The organism is Flectobacillus longus (assembly GCF_030056705.1).
Lineage (GTDB): Bacteria > Bacteroidota > Bacteroidia > Cytophagales > Spirosomataceae > Flectobacillus > Flectobacillus longus.
In genome coordinates this window covers 186,545-205,191 of sequence record NZ_JASHIC010000009.1, presented here as the reverse complement: position 1 = coordinate 205,191, position 18,647 = coordinate 186,545, and the positions used below count along the sequence as shown (strand labels likewise).

The window sequence follows — 18,647 nt, the reverse complement described above, 5'->3', positions numbered from 1 at the left end:
GCCTAAATCTAACTATCCCCAAATTAATTTAATGAATTTTTTGTCTATTTGAATCTCTTTTACTTTTCTGAAAGAATAACAACAGGACCTAGAAGTCCAGCTTTTTCTAAAGGTCTACCCTCTAATCTGAATGGCGCCGTGGTAAAAGTTACACGCTGATTTTGTGGTAAACGATTATCGCCAATCAGTCGGTTATGCCACGTATTACTTACCTCAATTTCGACAGTATTTTTCCCCTTCACCAATGCCTTCGATATATCAACTCTAAATGGTGCTGTCCATGCGACTCCACAATTTTTTCCGTTGAGTTTTACAGAAGCAATGTTGGTCACCTCACCTAAATCTAACCAATAGGCGGTGGAATTGTTTTCATTCCAGTCAAAGCTTTTGGTATAAGTGGCTGTACCTGAGTAGTATTTAATAAGTGAATCGCTACTTACACTCCAATCTGTCAACGTATTAAATAGCTGAGTCGTACTAGGACCTCCTTTTTCTTTTTCAAAATTTACCTGCCAAGAACCTTCAAGACTTTGTATTTTTTGTAGATCTCCAACAGTTTTTGTTGTTGTCAGTAATTTTTTGCTACCAATCATAAAAACAGAACCATTGGCAGGTAACGTAATAGTCAAGGTGCTAATTTCATTTTGCCTTTTTGCTTCTAAGGTATTCCAAGTATCTGTCACAGGATTATAGCTTTGAACAAATGGCATTTCCATACGCAAGTGATAAGTCAGCGTTCGTGCTGTATTGTGCTGATTGGCAATGAAATAGATTTCTTTATCAACCTCTTTGCGATGTGTCCAAGCAATATCTGTCGCATATTTTCCTGAAGATTCCACTACTTCTACATCTCGTTTGATACCTAATCCTTGCAAATCTTCTGGAATTATGGGCGAAAGAATGATTTTCCCTTTTCCTAAATTTTTTACCTGAAAACCATTAGTTTCTTGAAAGTTGCCTCCCCAAATCTGTTCGATTAATGAAGGTAAATTGGGAGAATTACTTTTACTCAAACTCACTGCGGGTCTTTCGCTGATTACTACATTTGCACCTGCGTGAATCAGTTGCAATATTTTTTGTAAAGTTGCCTCTGAAGTAGCATTCGTATTTGGACTCAATTTTAACGCTCTTGGCAATACCAATAAAGCATAGCAATTCCCATCAGAGAAACTCACTTTTCCATTGATTACTTTGGCGCTTTTTAAAGCATCAGGACTAAATGAATCGTAAGCATACCCTCGCAATGGATTGACCCACTGATCGGCATCGGCCATATTAGCAGAATTACCCACTCCCGCAGGCATCTGACGCATAGGTTGACCTTCATTGGCAAGACGTTTTTGTTCTTGAGCGACTTTTTCCGAACCAAATAAGCCAGTCAAAGTACCCACTAATCTATCTGGTAATACCGAGCGTCTTGGTAAATCATCACCAGTAAATACGGCTATATCTGCTACGGGTTTACCTTGTTGCAATAATTCCTGACAACGAGTGGCATAATCTACCCAAGCTTTTGCTGGCTTCCACCATGTTTGATTTCGTTGAAAATACAAGCCAACACCATCTAAAGTCATCCCTGGCTGTTTGTCAATCCATGGATTATGAGAAAAGACATGATACACTAATTTGTTGATTCCTAGCGCATAATTTCTATCCTGTAGCGTTTTCAACATGGCAGGGTGTTCATTCCAAGCCATACGAACTGTCGTAAAACCCTCTGCCTGAATGATGTTTTTTCCGTAAATATGAGCTGCTGAAATAGCATCCAACATATCGTTGGGCTTATCGTGAGTGGGACTATTAAGCCAAAATTCACCCATAGGAATATCTACCAACTTGTAATGTGCCAGTCCGTCGCTCATCATGGTTGGTGCAATACTTTCTGCGGTGAAAATCAAGCCTTTTTCGGCAGTAATTTTGCGTAAAGTGCCATAAAATTTTTCCAAAACCAAATCCACAATCGTTTGACGAATGTCAAATAAAACTTGTTCGGATACACGACGACTTTGCACGGGAGTTCCAGTATAAACCAACAAATAAGGCATTAAAGAATAGCCTCGACGCTTTGAGAATTCTTGAGCAAAATTCTTTGACCAATTTTGACTCCCGCATTCCCAACTATCTACGTGGAAATATCGTAAAACCTCCTTGCTCAACACTGGTCCAATTTGTTTTTGAGCTTCTCCAAACCAGTTATCAAACTGAATTTTTACAGCTTCTTCACTAAATTTATCACATTCAAGTCCCTTTCCCGCCCCAGCAGTTGCATTGGTATGTCCCGTAGAAGTATGTCCAATTCTTACAATCGTCCAAAGACCTTTGGGTGCCTTCCACATGAGATTTCCATCCTTATCAACAAAGCGACTGATATCAATAATCTTATTACTCGGAATACACAGATTATCAGCCAACTGTTCAGAGGAACTTTGTTTACTCATTCTCCAAATTTCACCTGTTTTACTTTCGTATTGATGAACTTGAGGTTTGGCAAAAAGTTGAAGTTCCAACAGTTTCAAAGAAGGTTTCCATTTGGCAGCATCCAAGTCTTCTGCGCCAGGTTCTGAGCCATTTTTATCATAAACAAAACGAAAATACTTTGCTGTGGTAGTGGGTATCGCATGTGTTACATCCGAGTCGGTATCTTGCCATCCATGTCGAGGGGGCTCTAGTTGGGTAACTTTTCTAAAATTGATACCATCATTGCTTACCTCTACCGTCAGACGATGTGCCTGATAAGTATTACTACCTGTTCGAATATAGATAGAGCGACAAGTGAAAGGCTTGTCAAAGGCATATTGAAACCACGCTTTTGTATCCGTTTTAAAACTCTCTTTATTGCCAACTTTAATTAATTGCTGTCCAGAAATATTGGGCAAACTACTTGTTATTGAGGGCTTAACAGATAATGTAGAAAGTGTATCTTCTGCCCAACGAGGATATGCCAACACAGCAATATCTTCATAATAGTTTTCCTTAGTAGGAGGTAATGGCAATTTTTGTTGAATCGTTTTTCCCCCTGATACATGCACAGAGGCAGATACCACTTTTTGCATAGATTGCTCAGGACGAATCCAAGGACCACCTGCCAAAGCAAATCCATCGCTAACGTGCATACCCATTTGCAAGCCTAATCGCTTGGCTTCGGACATCGAAAAACGAACCATTTCCCACCACTCAGGCGTGAGCTGTTGTACTGCAGGTGTATATACAGGTGGATTCGCAGGACCTTTGATGGGCATGAGATAGGCTCCGCCAATACCAACCTCCTTCATCGCTTCAAGATCGGCAGTTATACCAGCTTTCGAAACGCCACCTTGCATCCAATACCAAAATACCCATGGTTTGGCATTTTGTGAAGGAATGACTTGATAAGAGCTTTGTGCCGTAGTTTTGAAAAAAACAAAACCTAATACTATCAGAGTAAGCCTTTTAAACATATATTTTTTGATGATATTCTAAAAGTTAGTGGGCAAAATTGAATTCGTTTTACCCACTTTAAGCCTAATGCCTACGGCTTATTGCCTAAAGCATTTTATTTGGTAACAATCTCAATTTCAGAAGACTCCAAACCTTCTGCACTGGCTTTCAATTTGATTTTGCCTACTTCCTTAGTAGCTTGAAGTATAGCCAAACATTTACCATGGTACGCACTGCGATAAAGAGCTTTGAACGACTCAAGACTTGCTTGATAACCATTGTCTACGCCGACCAAATTGCCTTTTCCTTCTACAGAAAATTGTACTAAATGATTGGCATCTGGTACGATATTTCCTTTTTCATCAGTGATTTCTACGGTTACAAAAGATAAGTCCAAACCATCTGCTGAAATAGCTTTTCGGTCAGCTATCAAACGAATTTTTTGTGCTTTTCCTGCTGTAAATACTTCTTTACTAAGAACTTCCTTACCCGCTTTTCTAGAAATAATTTTCAGTATGCCCTCTTCAAAAGGTACTTTCCATGAAACATGAAACTCATCTTTGCCTTTTTTGAGGATTCCTTGAGATTTATTATTCACAAATAACTCAACCTCATCTGCTTGGTTGTAATACGCCCATACTTCTACAGTTTGTCCAGCCTTCCAATTCCAATGAGGCAAAAGATGAAGCACAGGCTTTTGCGTCCACTCGCTTTGGTACATATAATACACGTCCTTCGGAAAACCAGCCAAATCGATAATACCGAAGTATGAACTTCGGGCAGGGTAGCTATAAGGATGTGGTTCGCCGAGATAGTCAAATCCTGTCCACACATATAAACCTGCTACGTGAGGCGCATTTTTTACTGCCTTCCAAGACTCCTCGTGAGTCGTGCCCCAATAGGCAGCCGCAAAGTCATAGGCTGGGGCTGTCCAATCGGCATTACCTTCTACCAATGGACTTTTACTATCTTTTGGCCAAAGTTGAACTGCGGCTTTTGGTGTATCGTATTGTCCTCTGGTCTCTAATGCCGATGCCGTTTCGGTAGCGATGATGCTGTGGTTCGGAAAGCGTTTCGGAAATTCCGTATAGGCTTCATGTTTATAATTAAAACCAAGAACATCCAAAGCTCCTGATTGGAAAATATGGTTTTTATCTGGTTCATTTTCGGTAAGCGCTGAAGTAATGGGTCTGGTGGTATCAAATTTTTTAACAATTCCTGTTAATTCCTTTGCGTAAGTTCTGCCAGTGCTATCAAACTGTTCTCTAATTTCGTTGCCAATACTCCATACAAAAATCGAAGGGTGATTGCGGTCGCGTTTAACCATGGCTTCCAAATCACGAGCGTGCCATTCTTCAAAATATTGTCCGTAATCTTTTTTAGATTTCTTCTTTTTCCACATGTCAAAAGCCTCATCCATAACAATAAAGCCCATTCTATCGCATAAATCTAAAAGTTCAGACGCTGGAGGATTATGAGACATACGAATGCCATTACATCCCATCGCTTTTAGGATTTCAAGTTGTCGCTCCATTGCACGCACATTGACAGCCGCACCCAAAGCACCCAAATCATGATGCTGGCAAACGCCCAGTATTTTGGTAGGAACTCCATTTAAGTAAAATCCTGTAGCTGGATCAAACTTAAAAGTTCGTATTCCCAAGGGACTAAGCTGTGTATCAATAACTTGGTTTTTTTGAAGAATTTCTGTTTTTACTTGGTATAGATAAGGTCTATCAAGCGTCCAAAGTTGTGGTTGCTGTAAGGTCAGATTTTGAGTAAAATTTTGTAATGAATCTTTTAATAGAGAAATGCTCTCTTGTTTCGAAATCAGTATTTTTCCAGTACTATCAACAATACTCTGACGAATAGCCAAATCAGATTGTTGATTTGTTGTATTACGAAGCGTCGTCTGTACTTTTACTTCTGCCAAGTTTTCTGTCACCTTGGGCGTACTCACAAAAACACCATGATAATCTATCGCCACCGTCCCAGTGATGACCAATCTAACATTTCGATAAATGCCTGATCCTGAATACCAACGAGTATTAGGCTGTTCGCTATTATCTACTTTTACAGCAATGATATTATTCTTCGTCAATAAAAAGGGCGTTAACTCATATCGAAAAGCATTATAGCCAAAAGGTCTTTTACCTAAATAATGTCCATTAATCCATACTTGGCTATTTCTGTAAATGCCATCAAATTCTATATATACTTTTTTGTCTTTGGTAGCCGATGGAAGATTAAAAGTTTTGCGATACCAACCGATACCCGTGGGTAATGCTCCTCCTTGGTTGGTCGTTAGATGATTAGCCCCAAAAGGACCTTCAATACTCCAATCGTGTGGTAGCTGTAATACTCTCCACGTTCGGTCATCGAAAGAAGTGTTTTGGGCATCTTTTAAGTCAGCCTGTGCAAACTTCCAGTTATCGTTAAAGTTAAAAACAGTTCGACCTGTATTTTGAGAAAAACAGTTTGCATAGAGGTTAACTATGAAAAAGCAAACAGAAAAAATTTTGTACATGTCAGTCAATTTGCTGAATTAAAATGGGGATTCCTTATAGGATATTACTATCCAATACAAAGGTATTGGCATATATCTCCATTTTTATGTACCATTTTTCCCAACTTTTATACCATTTTATCTGGGTATATATCGACAAATATTGAGCTTTCGTTAGTTATTTCTTTAATAGAGGCAATAGGCTATTTTTATAGGTTTTTATCTTAGGTAATGAATTTTTAGTTTGAATTGCAGATTCTTTGAATGTAGCTAGTACTTAAGAAAATTGAACCAAAACAGTATTACATTGCCGATTTATTCCTAGTTTTTTCTTAAAATTCATATAAATAACTTTTCATTAGAAATCCATCAAATGAGTCTGTGAGGGTCTGTAGGGTAGTAGTCGCTGTCAAAATGATACAATATAAATTTGGATATAGCGTAAAAAGTATTCAAATTATTGTATAAACTTAGGTTTAAATCTGCATAAACATTCTTGAAATAGTACAAAGATAAAATCCTATAATTTATTGAGAAAATTGTATATCATGACCCTAGGGAATCCTTGTAATTTTGGCTCATCGAGTAGGGTTTTATTTAGTTAGAGAAGGACTAAAGAAAGAGCTCAGGTTTTGGGAGGTACTTATTTCTTGAAATGAAACAACCAAAATCTACCAACAATAAGCATAATAAAAACTGATACATGAAAAAACTGCTGTTAAACGCACTAATTGCGCTAGGTCTTGTGGTATTACAACAAGAAATATCGATGGCTCAATATCCATCGATTCCTGACGATATTAAAAAGGAGAGTGATGAGTTGATGAAAGAGACAACACGTTTGTCTGATATTGCTTGGCAAAAAGCATTGCCTATTATTCAGAAAGAAGCAAAAGCTGGTAAACCATATATTCCTTGGGCTGCACGTCCGATCGACTTACCACAAGCTGATATTCCTGCCTTTCCGGGTGCTGAAGGTGGTGGTGCTTATTCATTTGGTGGTCGTGGCGGAAAAGTATATGTAGTGACAAGTCTTGAAGATGACGGTGTTGGTTCATTGCGTTGGGCTTGTGAGCAGGGTGGTGCTAGAATGATTGTTTTCAACGTTTCGGGTATCATTCGTTTGAAAAGACCTTTGATTATCCGTGCTCCTTATATCACGATTGCAGGTCAAACTGCTCCTGGTGATGGGGTTTGTGTAGCAGGCGAGTCGGTTTGGATTAATACACACGATGTAGTGATTCGTTATATGCGTTTCCGTCGTGGCGAAACTAATGTGGGTCGTCGTGATGACTCTATCGGAGGTAACCCGATTGGTAACATTATGATTGACCACGTATCAGCTAGTTGGGGATTAGATGAAAATATGTCGATGTACCGTCACATGTATAATGATAGCACAGGTAAAATTGAAGATAAATTACCTACAGTAAACATCACAATCCAAAACTCTATTTTCTCTGAGGCACTAGATACTTGGAACCATGCTTTTGGTAGTACTCTTGGTGGTGAAAACTGTACCTTCATGCGTAACCTTTGGGCAGATAATGCAGGACGTAACCCTTCGATTGGCTGGTTTGGTATTTTCAATTTTGTTAACAACGTAGTATTCAACTGGGTACACCGTTCGATAGATGGTGGTGACTACCGTGCTATGTACAATATTATCAACAACTATTTCAAACCTGGTCCTGAAACACCTAAAAATACACAAATCGGGCATCGTATCTTAAAACCAGAATCGGGTAGAAGTAAGTTGAAATACCTTACGTTTGGTCGTGCGTACGTAGACGGCAACATCATGGAAGGTAATGAGCGAGTAACTAAAAATAACTGGGATGGTGGGGTACAAGTAGAAGATTTACCAAATGCAGGTAAATACACAGATTCTATTCGTTGGAATAAACCTTTGCCAATGCCAAAATTGACAATTTTGCCAACCAAAACTGCTCATGATTATGTATTAGCTAATGCAGGTGCAACGCTTCCAAAGCGTGATGCTGTAGATACCCGTGTAATCGAACAAGTAAGAACAGGTAAAATTACTATTACGCCAAATGTAAAATTGCCAGAAACGCAATTCAAACACCGTCGTTTGCCAATTGATTCTTACAAAAATGGTATCATCACAGATATTAGTCAAGTAGGTGGTTATCCAGAATACAAGGGTACTCCTTACAAAGATTCTGATAATGACGGTATGCCTGACGCTTGGGAAATCAAAAATGGCTTGAACCCTAAAGATGCCAACGACGCCAGCAAAGACCGCAACAAAGATGGCTATACCAACATCGAAGAGTATTTGAACAGTGTTGTGATCGTGAAGAACGTGAAACCATAAATATTTCTGATTGAGTCAATGAGTGATTTAGTGATTTTTTCTTTGATCATTAAATCACTCATTTACCCAATTATATTTCATTTAAAAAATCACCAATCACTCAATCACCGAATCACTCAATTTATCGTATGTCTCGTTTCTCCATAATCTTATCTCTTTCCTTAGGTCTGAGTGTTTTTTCAGTATTAGGGCAAAAGCCAAAAGTTGCTCCACCCAAACCTCCTGTATATCTGGATGATGCAGGAAATCTGGCATATACCCCTGAAAGTAAAGGAGATAGAATTCCTGATTTTTCTTTTTGTGGCTACAAAGCAAGCGAAGAAGTAATTCCATTTATAGCAGGAAAAGTGAAAGTAGAGGCAGCAAATGGCGATGCAACGACTCGTATTCAGGCTGCCATCGACTATGTGGCGGGTTTACCAGTAGATGCTAAAGGCTTTAGAGGTGCAGTCGTATTAGGAAAAGGTATTTTCGAAATAAAAGGAAATCTGCTTATCAAAGCCTCAGGTATTGTGATTCGTGGTGCTGGTCGTGGACAAACCATTCTGAAAGGAATAGGTATTTCGAGAGAGACGTTGATTAGTATTCGAGGAAAAGATGATAAAAAAATTGAGAGTTCCGAGAAAGTATTGGACGCTTATGTCTCTGTTGGACAAGCTTGTATAAGTGTAAATACTCCTGAGAAATATAAAGTCGGTGAGCGTATTTTGATACAACGTCCTTCTACCAAAGAATGGATTCAAGCTTTGAAAACTGACCATTTTGGAGGGGGAGTTACCGCTCTTGGCTGGAAACCCAATCAAAGAGATATTACTTGGGAAAGAACAATTACTCAAATTACAGCCAAAGGAATTTGTTTAGATATTCCTTTGACTACAGCGCTTGATTCGACTTATGGAGCGGGAACAGTGGTTAAATTTCAATGGAATGGACGTATCAATCAAATAGGTATCGAAAACCTTTCGCTAGAGTCGTCTTATGATACCAAAAATCCTAAAGACGAAAACCATCGTTGGATGGCAATTGGATTAGAAAATGTAAGTGACGCATGGGTTCGTCAGGTTGATTTCAAACATTTTGCAGGTTCTGCCGTATATGTACAAGCTTCCGCTCGCTGTGTGACCGTCGAAGATTGTATTTCTACCCAGCCTATTTCTGAAATCGGCGGACAACGACGTTATACGTTTTTTACCAATGGTCAACAAACGCTTTTTCAAAGAATTTATGCCGAAGAGGGCTATCACGATTTTGCAGTAGGCTATTGCGCCGCTGGTCCAAACGCTTTTGTTCAGTGTGAATCCAAACTTCCGTATAGTTTTAGCGGTACAGTAGATTCTTGGGCTTCGGGTGTTTTATTTGATATTGTCAATGTGGATGGTAATGCACTACGTTTTTCAAATTTAGGTCAGGATGGACAAGGAGCTGGCTGGTCGGCTGCCAATAGTATTTTTTGGCAATGTTCTGCCTCTCGTGTCGAATGTCAAAAACCACCTACCGCACAAAACTGGGCATTTGGTACTTGGGCTCAATTCGATGGAGACGGCTATTGGGATATGTCCAACGAGCATATCAAACCAAGAAGTTTGTTTTATGGACAACTTCAAAATCGCTTAGGTGCAGAGGTTCAAGCAAGAACTTTTTTAATGCCAACAGAAACAGAGGCATCAAGTAGTCCAAAAGTAGAGGTAGCTATGGCATTGACCAAAGCATCCGTTGAACCTGCCCGAACACTAAAGGAGTTTATCGAAAAGGCCTCTCAGAGATTATCTCTAAACACTGGAGAAAAACTTCAAAGTATAGAGCAAATCGGTATTCCTAAAATTATTACCCCAAATAAAGCACCTGATTTGCAAGTGCAAAATGGTTGGTTAGTACGTGGGAAATCTTTACAAACAGGCAAAAGACAAGAAGTTCCTTGGTGGTCAGGCGTATCCCGACCGCATGGATTAGCGACTAGCAAACCACATATTACTCGATTTGTCCCTGGACAAACGGGTAAAGGACTAACTGACGATTTAGTTGAATTAAGCGACTGGATGCAAGAAAGTCATGTGAAAGTGATGGATCATAATTATGGACTTTGGTACGAGCGTCGTCGTGACGACCATGAGCGTATTCGTCGTATGGATGGCGAAGTTTGGCCTCCATTCTATGAATTACCATTCGCCCGAAGCGGAAAAGAATCTGCGTGGGATGGTTTGAGTAAATATGATTTAACACAATACAACCAATGGTATTGGAGTCGCTTGAAACAGTTTGCTGATTTGGCTGACCAGAAATCTTTGGTACTTTTTCATCAAAATTATTTTCAACACAATATCATAGAAGCAGGCGCTCATTATGCTGATTTTCCATGGCGTCCAGCCAATAATATCAATCAAACAGGATTCCCTGAACCAGTGCCTTATGCTGGCGATAAGCGCATTTTTATGGCAGAACAGTTTTATGACATTAACCATCCAGTTCGCAGAAAATTACATCGTGCTTATATCCGTCAATGTCTAGATAATTTTACGGGAAACACAGGAGTCGTACAATTGATTAGTGCCGAATACACAGGTCCACTTCATTTTGTTGAATTTTGGTTGGATGTCATCGATGAATGGCAAAAGGAAAAACGCAAAGACGTCTTAGTGGCATTAAGCACAACCAAAGACGTTCAAGATGCGATATTAGCAGACAAAAAACGTTCGGCGGTGGTCGACATCATAGATATTCGTTATTGGCATTATCAATTCAACGGACAAACGTATGAACCTAAAGGTGGACAAAACTTAGCTCCACGCCAACATGCTCGTTTGTTGAACCCGAAACGTTCTTCGTCTGAACAGGTATATCGTGCCGTGAACGAATATCGCATGAAGTACCCTACAAAAGCAGTAGTTTATAATGGCGATAGTTTTGATGCAAATGGCTGGGCAGCTTTAATGGCAGGAGGCTCTATTCCTAGCCTGAGTTTTGATTTTCCTCAAGAAATTTCCACTCAACTTATTGGTATGCAACCGATTCAGTGGGCGAGCCAAGCAACTACGCAATGGGTTTTGGGTCAACTAGGACAAGGATATTTTATTTACAGCGAAAGTTCAACAGAAATTACCGCAGATTTAAGTAAAGAAAAAGGAACATTTGAAGTAAAATTTCTTTCTCCTAAAGACGGCAATTTCTTATCTAATACTGAAATCTTAGAGGGCGGGAAAAGCTACCAACTAAAAAATCCCACCAATGGTAGTATAGCGATTTGGATAAAGAAAAAGTAAGGTTTTAACCTGAAAAACTCTCATAGTCCACGAAAATGTTGCCACATAAACCTAATTAAAACAATCTGACATCCATGAAAAAAGGATTTTCGGCCTTTCTAATAGGCTTACTTCTCATCACAGGAAATATCACTAAGGCACAAGTGCCCGCTTTAAAAGTCTCTGATAACAAAAGATATCTTTCTACCAAAGATGGGAAACCGTTCTTTTGGCTTGGCGATACGGGATGGCTATTGTTTTCAAAACTTACACGCGAAGAAGTAGAAACCTACTTGGAAGATCGTCGCCAAAAGGGATTCAATGTGATTCAAGCAATGGGATTACACACGCTCAATGTGGTCAACATATATGGTGATTCGGCATTAGTGGGAGGCAATATTGCAAAACCAAAAGTGACCAAAGGTTCGGATATAGCTGATAATGAGGCTTATGACTTTTGGGATCATGTCGACTTTGTGATTCGCACCGCCGAGAAAAAGGGCATTTATATTGGCTTTGTACCTTTATGGGGAGGCAATGTGAAAGACAAAAAAGTAACGCCAGAACGTGCCAATATCTATGCAACATTTTTAGCCAATCGTTACAAAAAATATTCTAATATCATTTGGTTAAATGGTGGCGATATTCAAGGAAGTACAGGTAAAAAAGTATGGGATGTTTTCGGGAAAACCATTCGTGCCATCGATAAAAATCATTTGATTACCTATCATCCACGTGGACGTACTTCGTCTTCAGAATGGTTTCATAAGGATACATGGTTGGATTTCAACATGGTGCAATCAGGTCACCGCACGTATGCGCAGGATACTTCAGCTAAAGAAAAATGGCATTATGGCGAAGACAATTGGCGCTATATCCAAGCGGATTATCAACTCAAACCAACGAAACCCGTTATCGATGGTGAGCCTTCTTATGAAGGTATCCCTTACGGCTTGCATGATGTAAACCAACCACGCTGGACAGATGCTGATGTGCGTCGTTATGGATATTGGTCTGTTTTTGCAGGGGCTTTTGGTTATACTTATGGACAAAATTCGGTCATGCAAATGCACCGTCCCAAATACAATGATACTTCATTCGGCCCTCAAGAATATTGGTATGAGGGAATGGCAAAACCTGGTTCTTTTCAGATGAAACACTTGAAGGCGCTGTTACTATCTAAGCCATTCTTTGAAAGAATACCAGATCAAAGTTTGGTAGTAGATAATGGTCAAAAATATGAGTATGTAGTAGCTACTCGTGGCAAAAACTATGCGTTTTTGTACACTTACACAGGACGTACTTTCAAAGTGAATATGGGTAAAATTGCAGGGAAAACAGTAAAAGCTCAATGGTTTGACCCTCGTACTGGTAACTATCAAGCAATTGGAGAGATAGAAAACTCAGGAATTAAAACGTTTGATGCTCCACTTGAGCCTAAAGATGGAAATGATTGGGTATTAGTATTAGAAAGTAAATAAGTATGCAAATACCACAGTTATCTATTGCCTATTATGGCGATGATTTTACGGGTTCAACCGATGCCTTGGAGTTTTTGTCAAGAGCTGGACTAAATACCATTTTATTTTTTGAGGTTCCCTCAGTTGAAAAACTACAGCAATATCCTCAATTACAAGCCATTGGTATTGCAGGGCGGACTCGTGCTTTGGGTGTAGAGGCTATGCAAAAGGAGTTAGCACCTGCTTTTGAGGCGCTTGCTCAACTACCTCTTAAGCAGGTGCATTATAAAGTTTGTTCAACGTTCGATTCTTCTCCAGCAATAGGAAACATCGGCTTGGTGCTTGAGCTGGGTTTGGCTCAATTCAAAAATCAATGGACACCTATTTTGGTTGCAGCGCCATCTTTGGGTCGATACGCTGTTTTTGGAAATCTCTTTGCTCGTATGGGAATCGGTAGCGAGGGACAAATCTATCGTCTCGATCGCCATCCATCTATGAGCAAGCATCCCGTAACACCCGCCGCCGAAGCTGATTTACGTTTGCATTTGGGTAGACAAACTTCTGTAGAAATTGGCTTACTCGATATTTTACAAGTAGAAGCTAATAACTTAGCAAAAGCACATACTGAGCAAGTCTCAGCAGGCAAAAAGGCGTTGTTTATCGATGCCATCAATGAAAATCATTTACTAACAATTGGTGAATTTTTAGAGGAAAAAGCGCAAGAACAGTCTCACATCTTATTTTCAATTGGTTCATCAGGTATCGAAATGGCATTGGGTTCCTATTGGAACCAGCAAGGTGTTTTTTCACCTAAAAATACTTGGCAACCACTCGCAAAAGTAGATGCTTTGTTGGTGATTTCAGGAAGCTGCTCGCCTGTAACAAGCGCTCAAATTGATTGGGCAAAGCAACATGATTTTGTCGAAATTATCATTGATGCGCCACTAATTGCACAGGAGGAGTTATCTGATAATATCTTACAATCCTATATTAATCAAGCTATTAGCTATATAGAAAAAGGAAAATCTGTTATGATTCATACCCAAGGAGGCTCACAAGAAAGTATTCCTCTGTCATCCGAAAAGCTGGGAACTGCCTTGGGATTGATTGCTAAAAAAGTCATAGAATCAACGCATCTTACCCGTTTGTTGATTGCAGGAGGCGATACGTCGAGTTATGCAGCACGTGCACTTGAGATAGAAGCATTAGAAATGATTGCACCAGTGGTAAAAGGTGCGCCACTTTGTCGGGTATATTCTACCAACGAGGTCATCAATGGTTTGGAAGTCAATGTAAAAGGAGGTCAAGTGGGCGCAGCAAACTATTTTGGATTAGTTAGAGGGGATTTAGCTTAAAACTATTGAAGTTTTTATGAAAAAAATCAAATCATATATTCTGTTAATACTTAGTTTTTGCTCGATTTTTTCGGTAAAAGCACAAATTGTCTTGCCTCGAATTTTGGGGCATAATATGGTTTTTCAACAAAAAAAACCTATTCATATTTGGGGAAAAGCCTCTGTTGGAGAGCAAATTAATGTGCAATTTTCAGGACAATCCGTCAAAACAACAGCAGATTCTGAAGGAAATTGGCAAGTATGGCTCAAGGCACTACCAGCCTCAAGCATTCCTCAAGAGTTAAAAATTGAAGGAAAGGAAGTTATTACTCTTAAAAATATCTTAGTAGGAGAAGTATGGCTTTGCTCTGGTCAATCGAATATGGAATATACCATGCGAAAAAACAGCAAGGTAAAACGTCCTAATCTCCCAGATCCCAATCCTGTTGATGAGTTGGAGGTTGCCAAAAATCCACTCATTCGTATTTTTTTAGTCAACAGAAAAGAATTAGTAAAACCTGATCCACAGCACAAAGGGTGGAGTATCGCACAAGACTCTGCCTTGCGTTCTTTTTCGGCTGTTGCTTACTTTTTTGCTAAAGAAGTTCACCAGCAGACAGGCGTGCCCATCGGTATGATTTCGTCGGCTATCCCAGGCAGTAGAATAGAACCTTGGATTTCGGAAGAGGCTTTTGCTGGTTCTCCTTATTTCAAAGGACAAAAGGTAGAAGGTGAGCCTGCTAAATTTTATAACCCTATGATTCGTCCTTTAGAATCTTTTGTTATGAAAGGCTTTTTGTGGTATCAGGGCGAAAGTAATTGTTTTTTGAAAGATTCGGTACAATATACCAACAAGATGGAAACGCTGATTAGTAGTTGGAGAAAAGCTTGGAAAGACGATAAAATGCCTTTTTACTATGTGCATTTAGTCCCTTATCTCTACTCAAAAAGTACAGGTAAGGTAGTTTTGGAAAAGGAAACCCTTCCTACTTTTTGGCAAGCACAAGCCAATGTAACTCAAAGAGTAAAGTACACTGACTTTGTAACTACGACCGATTTGGCAGACACTTTGACCAATATTCATCCTTGGTACAAATGGGAAATCGGGAAACGTTTGGCACTTTTGGCTTTGAAGCATGATTACGGGAAAAAAGATTTAGTTGCCTCTGGACCCATTTTCAAAAAAATGAAAATCAAAAATGATAAAGCTATTTTATCCTTTGAATCTATGGGTGGGGGTTTGATGAGTAAAGATGGAAAAGACCTCAACTATTTTAGTCTAGCAGGTGCTGACGGAAAATTTTACGAGGCAAAAGCCATTATTGTAGGCACCCAAGTGGAAGTATTTTCCGAAAAAGTCCCAGAACCCAAAACAGTCAGATTTGCATGGCAAGAGGATGCAGAACCTAATTTTTTCAACAAAGAAGGACTCCCTGCACGACCGTTTACCAGTAAAAAGTAATATCAATGAACAGGTATAGGGCATAAAGGGAGCAAAAATTTGAAACGTTATCTCATTTTTCTATGTGCCTTTGTCCCTTATCCCTCATCAAAAACAATCATGAACAAAAGAATTGTACTTTTTTTCTTCTTAGTACTGAGTTTTAAGGCTCTCTATGCGCAAGAAACCCAAAGAGTTTATCTTTCTGGAAAAGGGCATGACCAAACGGTTCTTTGGGATTTTTTCTGTACCGAAGGCCGTAATGCTGGCAAATGGACAAGTATTCCTGTTCCATCCAATTGGGAATTGCAGGGATTTGGCAAATATAACTATGGCTTCGCCAAAGATAGCTCAAGAGGTAAGGAAAAAGGACTTTACAAATACCGTTTTCAAGCTCCCAAGTCATGGCAAGGTAAAGCATTAAACCTTGTTTTTGAAGGGGTTATGACCGATGCTGAAGTAAAACTCAATGGAAAGTCTGCTGGTGAAATTCATCAAGGAGCCTATTATGCTTTCAAATATCCAATTGCACAATTACTCAACTATGGCGCTGAAAATCTCTTGGAAGTAACCGTAAGTAAACACTCGGCAAATCAGTCGGTGAATGAAGCTGAGCGTAAAGGAGATTTTTGGATTTTTGGTGGAATTTTCCGTCCAGTTTATATAGAGGTTTTGCCTACTCAGCATATTACTCGTGTTTCTATTGATGCCAAAGCTAATGGAAATCTAAAAGCAGTGATTCGTACTACTTCAAGTAATACAAATCTTACTTTATCAGCACAATTACATACCTTAAATGGTCAAAAAGTTGGCACTCCTATTCAAGCAAATCTCAAAGCTAGTCAGTCTGAACTGACCCTTGAAAAGCTTTATCAAAACGTTCAACTTTGGACATCCGAAACACCTAATCGCTACAAATTGATTGTAAGTTTATTACAAAATGGGAAAGCGATTCATGTAGTTGAAAAGAAAATTGGTTTCCGTACCGTCGAAGTAAAATTGCGTGATGGAGTATATGTCAATGGGACTAAAATAAAGTTCAAAGGGGTAAATCGTCACTCGTTTTGGCCAACTTCTGGGCGTACTACCTCAAAGGCTGTGAGCTTACTCGACGTACAATTAATGAAAGACATGAATATGAACGCCGTTCGTATGTCGCATTATCCTCCCGATGACCATTTTTTGGATACCTGTGACTCCTTAGGTTTGTTTGTAATGGATGAATTGGCGGGCTGGCATGGCAACTATGATACGCCTACAGGTACCAAACGTCTTGAAGAATTAATAGAACACGATGAAAATCATCCTTCCATAATTTTTTGGATTAACGGAAATGAAGGTGGTCACAATTATGAATTAGACCCAATTTTTCCTCAAAAAGATTTACAAAAACGTCCTGTAATACACGCATGGGAAGATTTTGCAGGATTTGACACACAGCATTATCGCGATTATAACTACGGTATCGGTAATTATGACCACGGACATAGCATTGTTATGCCAACCGAGTTTTTGCATGGAATGTATGATGGCGGGCATGGAGCTGGTCTGGAAGATTACTGGGAGCATATATGGGCAACACCACTTTGCGCAGGTGGCTTCCTTTGGGATTTTGTTGACCAAGGTATAGTTAGAACCGATAAAAATGGCATCCTAGATACTGATGGTAATCGTGCTGCTGACGGCATCGTAGGTCCTTATCGTGAAAAAGAAGGAAGCTATTTTACCATCAAAGAAGTGTGGAGTCCAATCAAGTTTGAGGCAAAAGAAATTACTTCTGATTTTGATGGAAAATTTACTATCGAAAACCGCTATCATTTTACCAATACTAATCAGTGCCGTTTTACTTGGAAACTCAAATCTTTAGGGCTACATCAGTTGCCCGAACTTTCAGGTAAAGCCCTTTCTCCCAATCTGAAACCCTTGGAAAAGGGATCAGTAGTATGCGAGCAACTACCACAAAATTGGCAAGAATATGACGTTTTATATCTGAGCGCTTTTGATGCTTATGGGAAAGAAATTTTTACTTGGAGTTTTAAAATTACCTTGCCAAAAACAATGGCAAAGGCAATGGTGAAAACTTCAGGCAGTACCAAGCCTACGCTTCAAGAACAAGATTCGTTGTATGTAGTCAAGGCGAATGGTCTGACGATTAGTTTTTCTAAAAAATCAGGTTTGCTAAAATCAGTACAAACGGAAAAAGGAGTTATTCCATTCAACAACGGCCCAATAGTACAAGAAGGAAGTACCAATTTTAAAAATATTACTACTCGTTTTGAAGGTGAAAATGTAGTGATTGAATCTACTTACGACAAAAAAGAGGCATTCAACACACTGCAATGGATCATTTATCCATCGGGTTGGGTAAAATTGAAAGTTAAATATTTCCCAGCAGCTTATTTGACGAATTATTTTGGACTTAATTTTTCTTTTCCTGAATCTGAAATTAAAGGTGTTGAATATTTAGGAAATGGTCCATACCGAGTATGGAAAAACCGTTTGAAAGGAAATCAATTTGGTATTTGGAAGAAAGATTATAATACTACCGAAACAGGTGAAATACCTTTTGTTTATCCAGAGTTCAAAGGATACCATGCCAATATGTATTGGTGTAAGTTTATAACCAAAGGTCAGCCTTTTACCGTAGTCACAGAAACGGAAGATGTATTTTTCAGGTTGTTTAGCCCAGCCTTCAAAACTGATTCATATCAAAACTATGTGATTAATTTCCCAAGTGGCGATATTTCCTTTATGCAAGGTATTTCGGCTATTGGTTCTAAAACTAACCGAGCTGACAATACGGGTCCTATGAGTATGAAACACGTCTTTTATGACTACGAAAAAGAGCCTAAAAGAGCTGTTGAAATGGTTTTGTATTTTGATTTTTTAAAATAGGGGATAGGGGTTAGGCA

At 39.2% G+C, this 18,647-nt stretch carries 8 protein-coding genes; 6 read left to right on the top strand and 2 right to left on the bottom strand.

Going from position 1 to position 18,647, the window contains the following annotated elements; genetic code table 11:
• Window positions 1–59 precede the first annotated feature (59 nt).
• Both QM491_RS07940 and galB read right to left on the bottom strand, forming a co-directional pair.
• Window positions 60–3,437, bottom strand: coding sequence for a glycosyl hydrolase (locus tag QM491_RS07940; protein WP_283326971.1), 3,378 nt, complete (start codon window positions 3,435–3,437; stop codon window positions 60–62).
• 95 nt (window positions 3,438–3,532) lie between these two features.
• Window positions 3,533–5,944, bottom strand: a complete 2,412-nt coding sequence (gene galB / locus QM491_RS07935) for a beta-galactosidase GalB (RefSeq protein WP_283326970.1) — start codon at window positions 5,942–5,944, stop codon at window positions 3,533–3,535.
• Between the two features lie 682 nt (window positions 5,945–6,626).
• Between galB and QM491_RS07930 the strand changes: the two genes are divergently transcribed.
• The 6 genes from QM491_RS07930 to QM491_RS07905 all read left to right on the top strand — a co-directional run bounded on the left by QM491_RS07930 (window position 6,627) and on the right by QM491_RS07905 (window position 18,630).
• A complete protein-coding gene (locus tag QM491_RS07930) occupies window positions 6,627–8,264 on the top strand; it encodes a polysaccharide lyase domain-containing protein (protein WP_283326968.1) in 1,638 nt (545 codons plus the stop codon).
• Window positions 8,265–8,392: 128 nt separating this feature from the next.
• Window positions 8,393–11,521 carry a DUF6298 domain-containing protein gene (locus tag QM491_RS07925; protein ID WP_283326966.1) on the top strand — a complete coding sequence of 1,043 codons (3,129 nt, stop codon included), beginning with the start codon at window positions 8,393–8,395 and terminating at the stop codon, window positions 11,519–11,521.
• A 74-nt stretch (window positions 11,522–11,595) separates the two neighbouring features.
• The gene (locus QM491_RS07920) at window positions 11,596–12,981 is read left to right on the top strand and encodes a glycoside hydrolase family 140 protein (RefSeq protein WP_283326964.1); all 1,386 of its coding nucleotides are present in this window, start codon (window positions 11,596–11,598) and stop codon (window positions 12,979–12,981) included.
• 2 nt (window positions 12,982–12,983) lie between these two features.
• Window positions 12,984–14,315: a four-carbon acid sugar kinase family protein gene (locus QM491_RS07915; protein WP_283326962.1), complete on the top strand. Its 1,332-nt coding sequence runs from the start codon at window positions 12,984–12,986 to the stop codon at window positions 14,313–14,315.
• A gap of 16 nt (window positions 14,316–14,331) precedes the next feature.
• Window positions 14,332–15,756: a sialate O-acetylesterase gene (locus QM491_RS07910; RefSeq protein WP_283326960.1), complete on the top strand. Its 1,425-nt coding sequence runs from the start codon at window positions 14,332–14,334 to the stop codon at window positions 15,754–15,756.
• A 99-nt stretch (window positions 15,757–15,855) separates the two neighbouring features.
• A complete protein-coding gene (locus QM491_RS07905; RefSeq protein WP_283326958.1) occupies window positions 15,856–18,630 on the top strand; it encodes a glycoside hydrolase family 2 TIM barrel-domain containing protein in 2,775 nt (924 codons plus the stop codon).
• Window positions 18,631–18,647 lie beyond the last annotated feature (17 nt).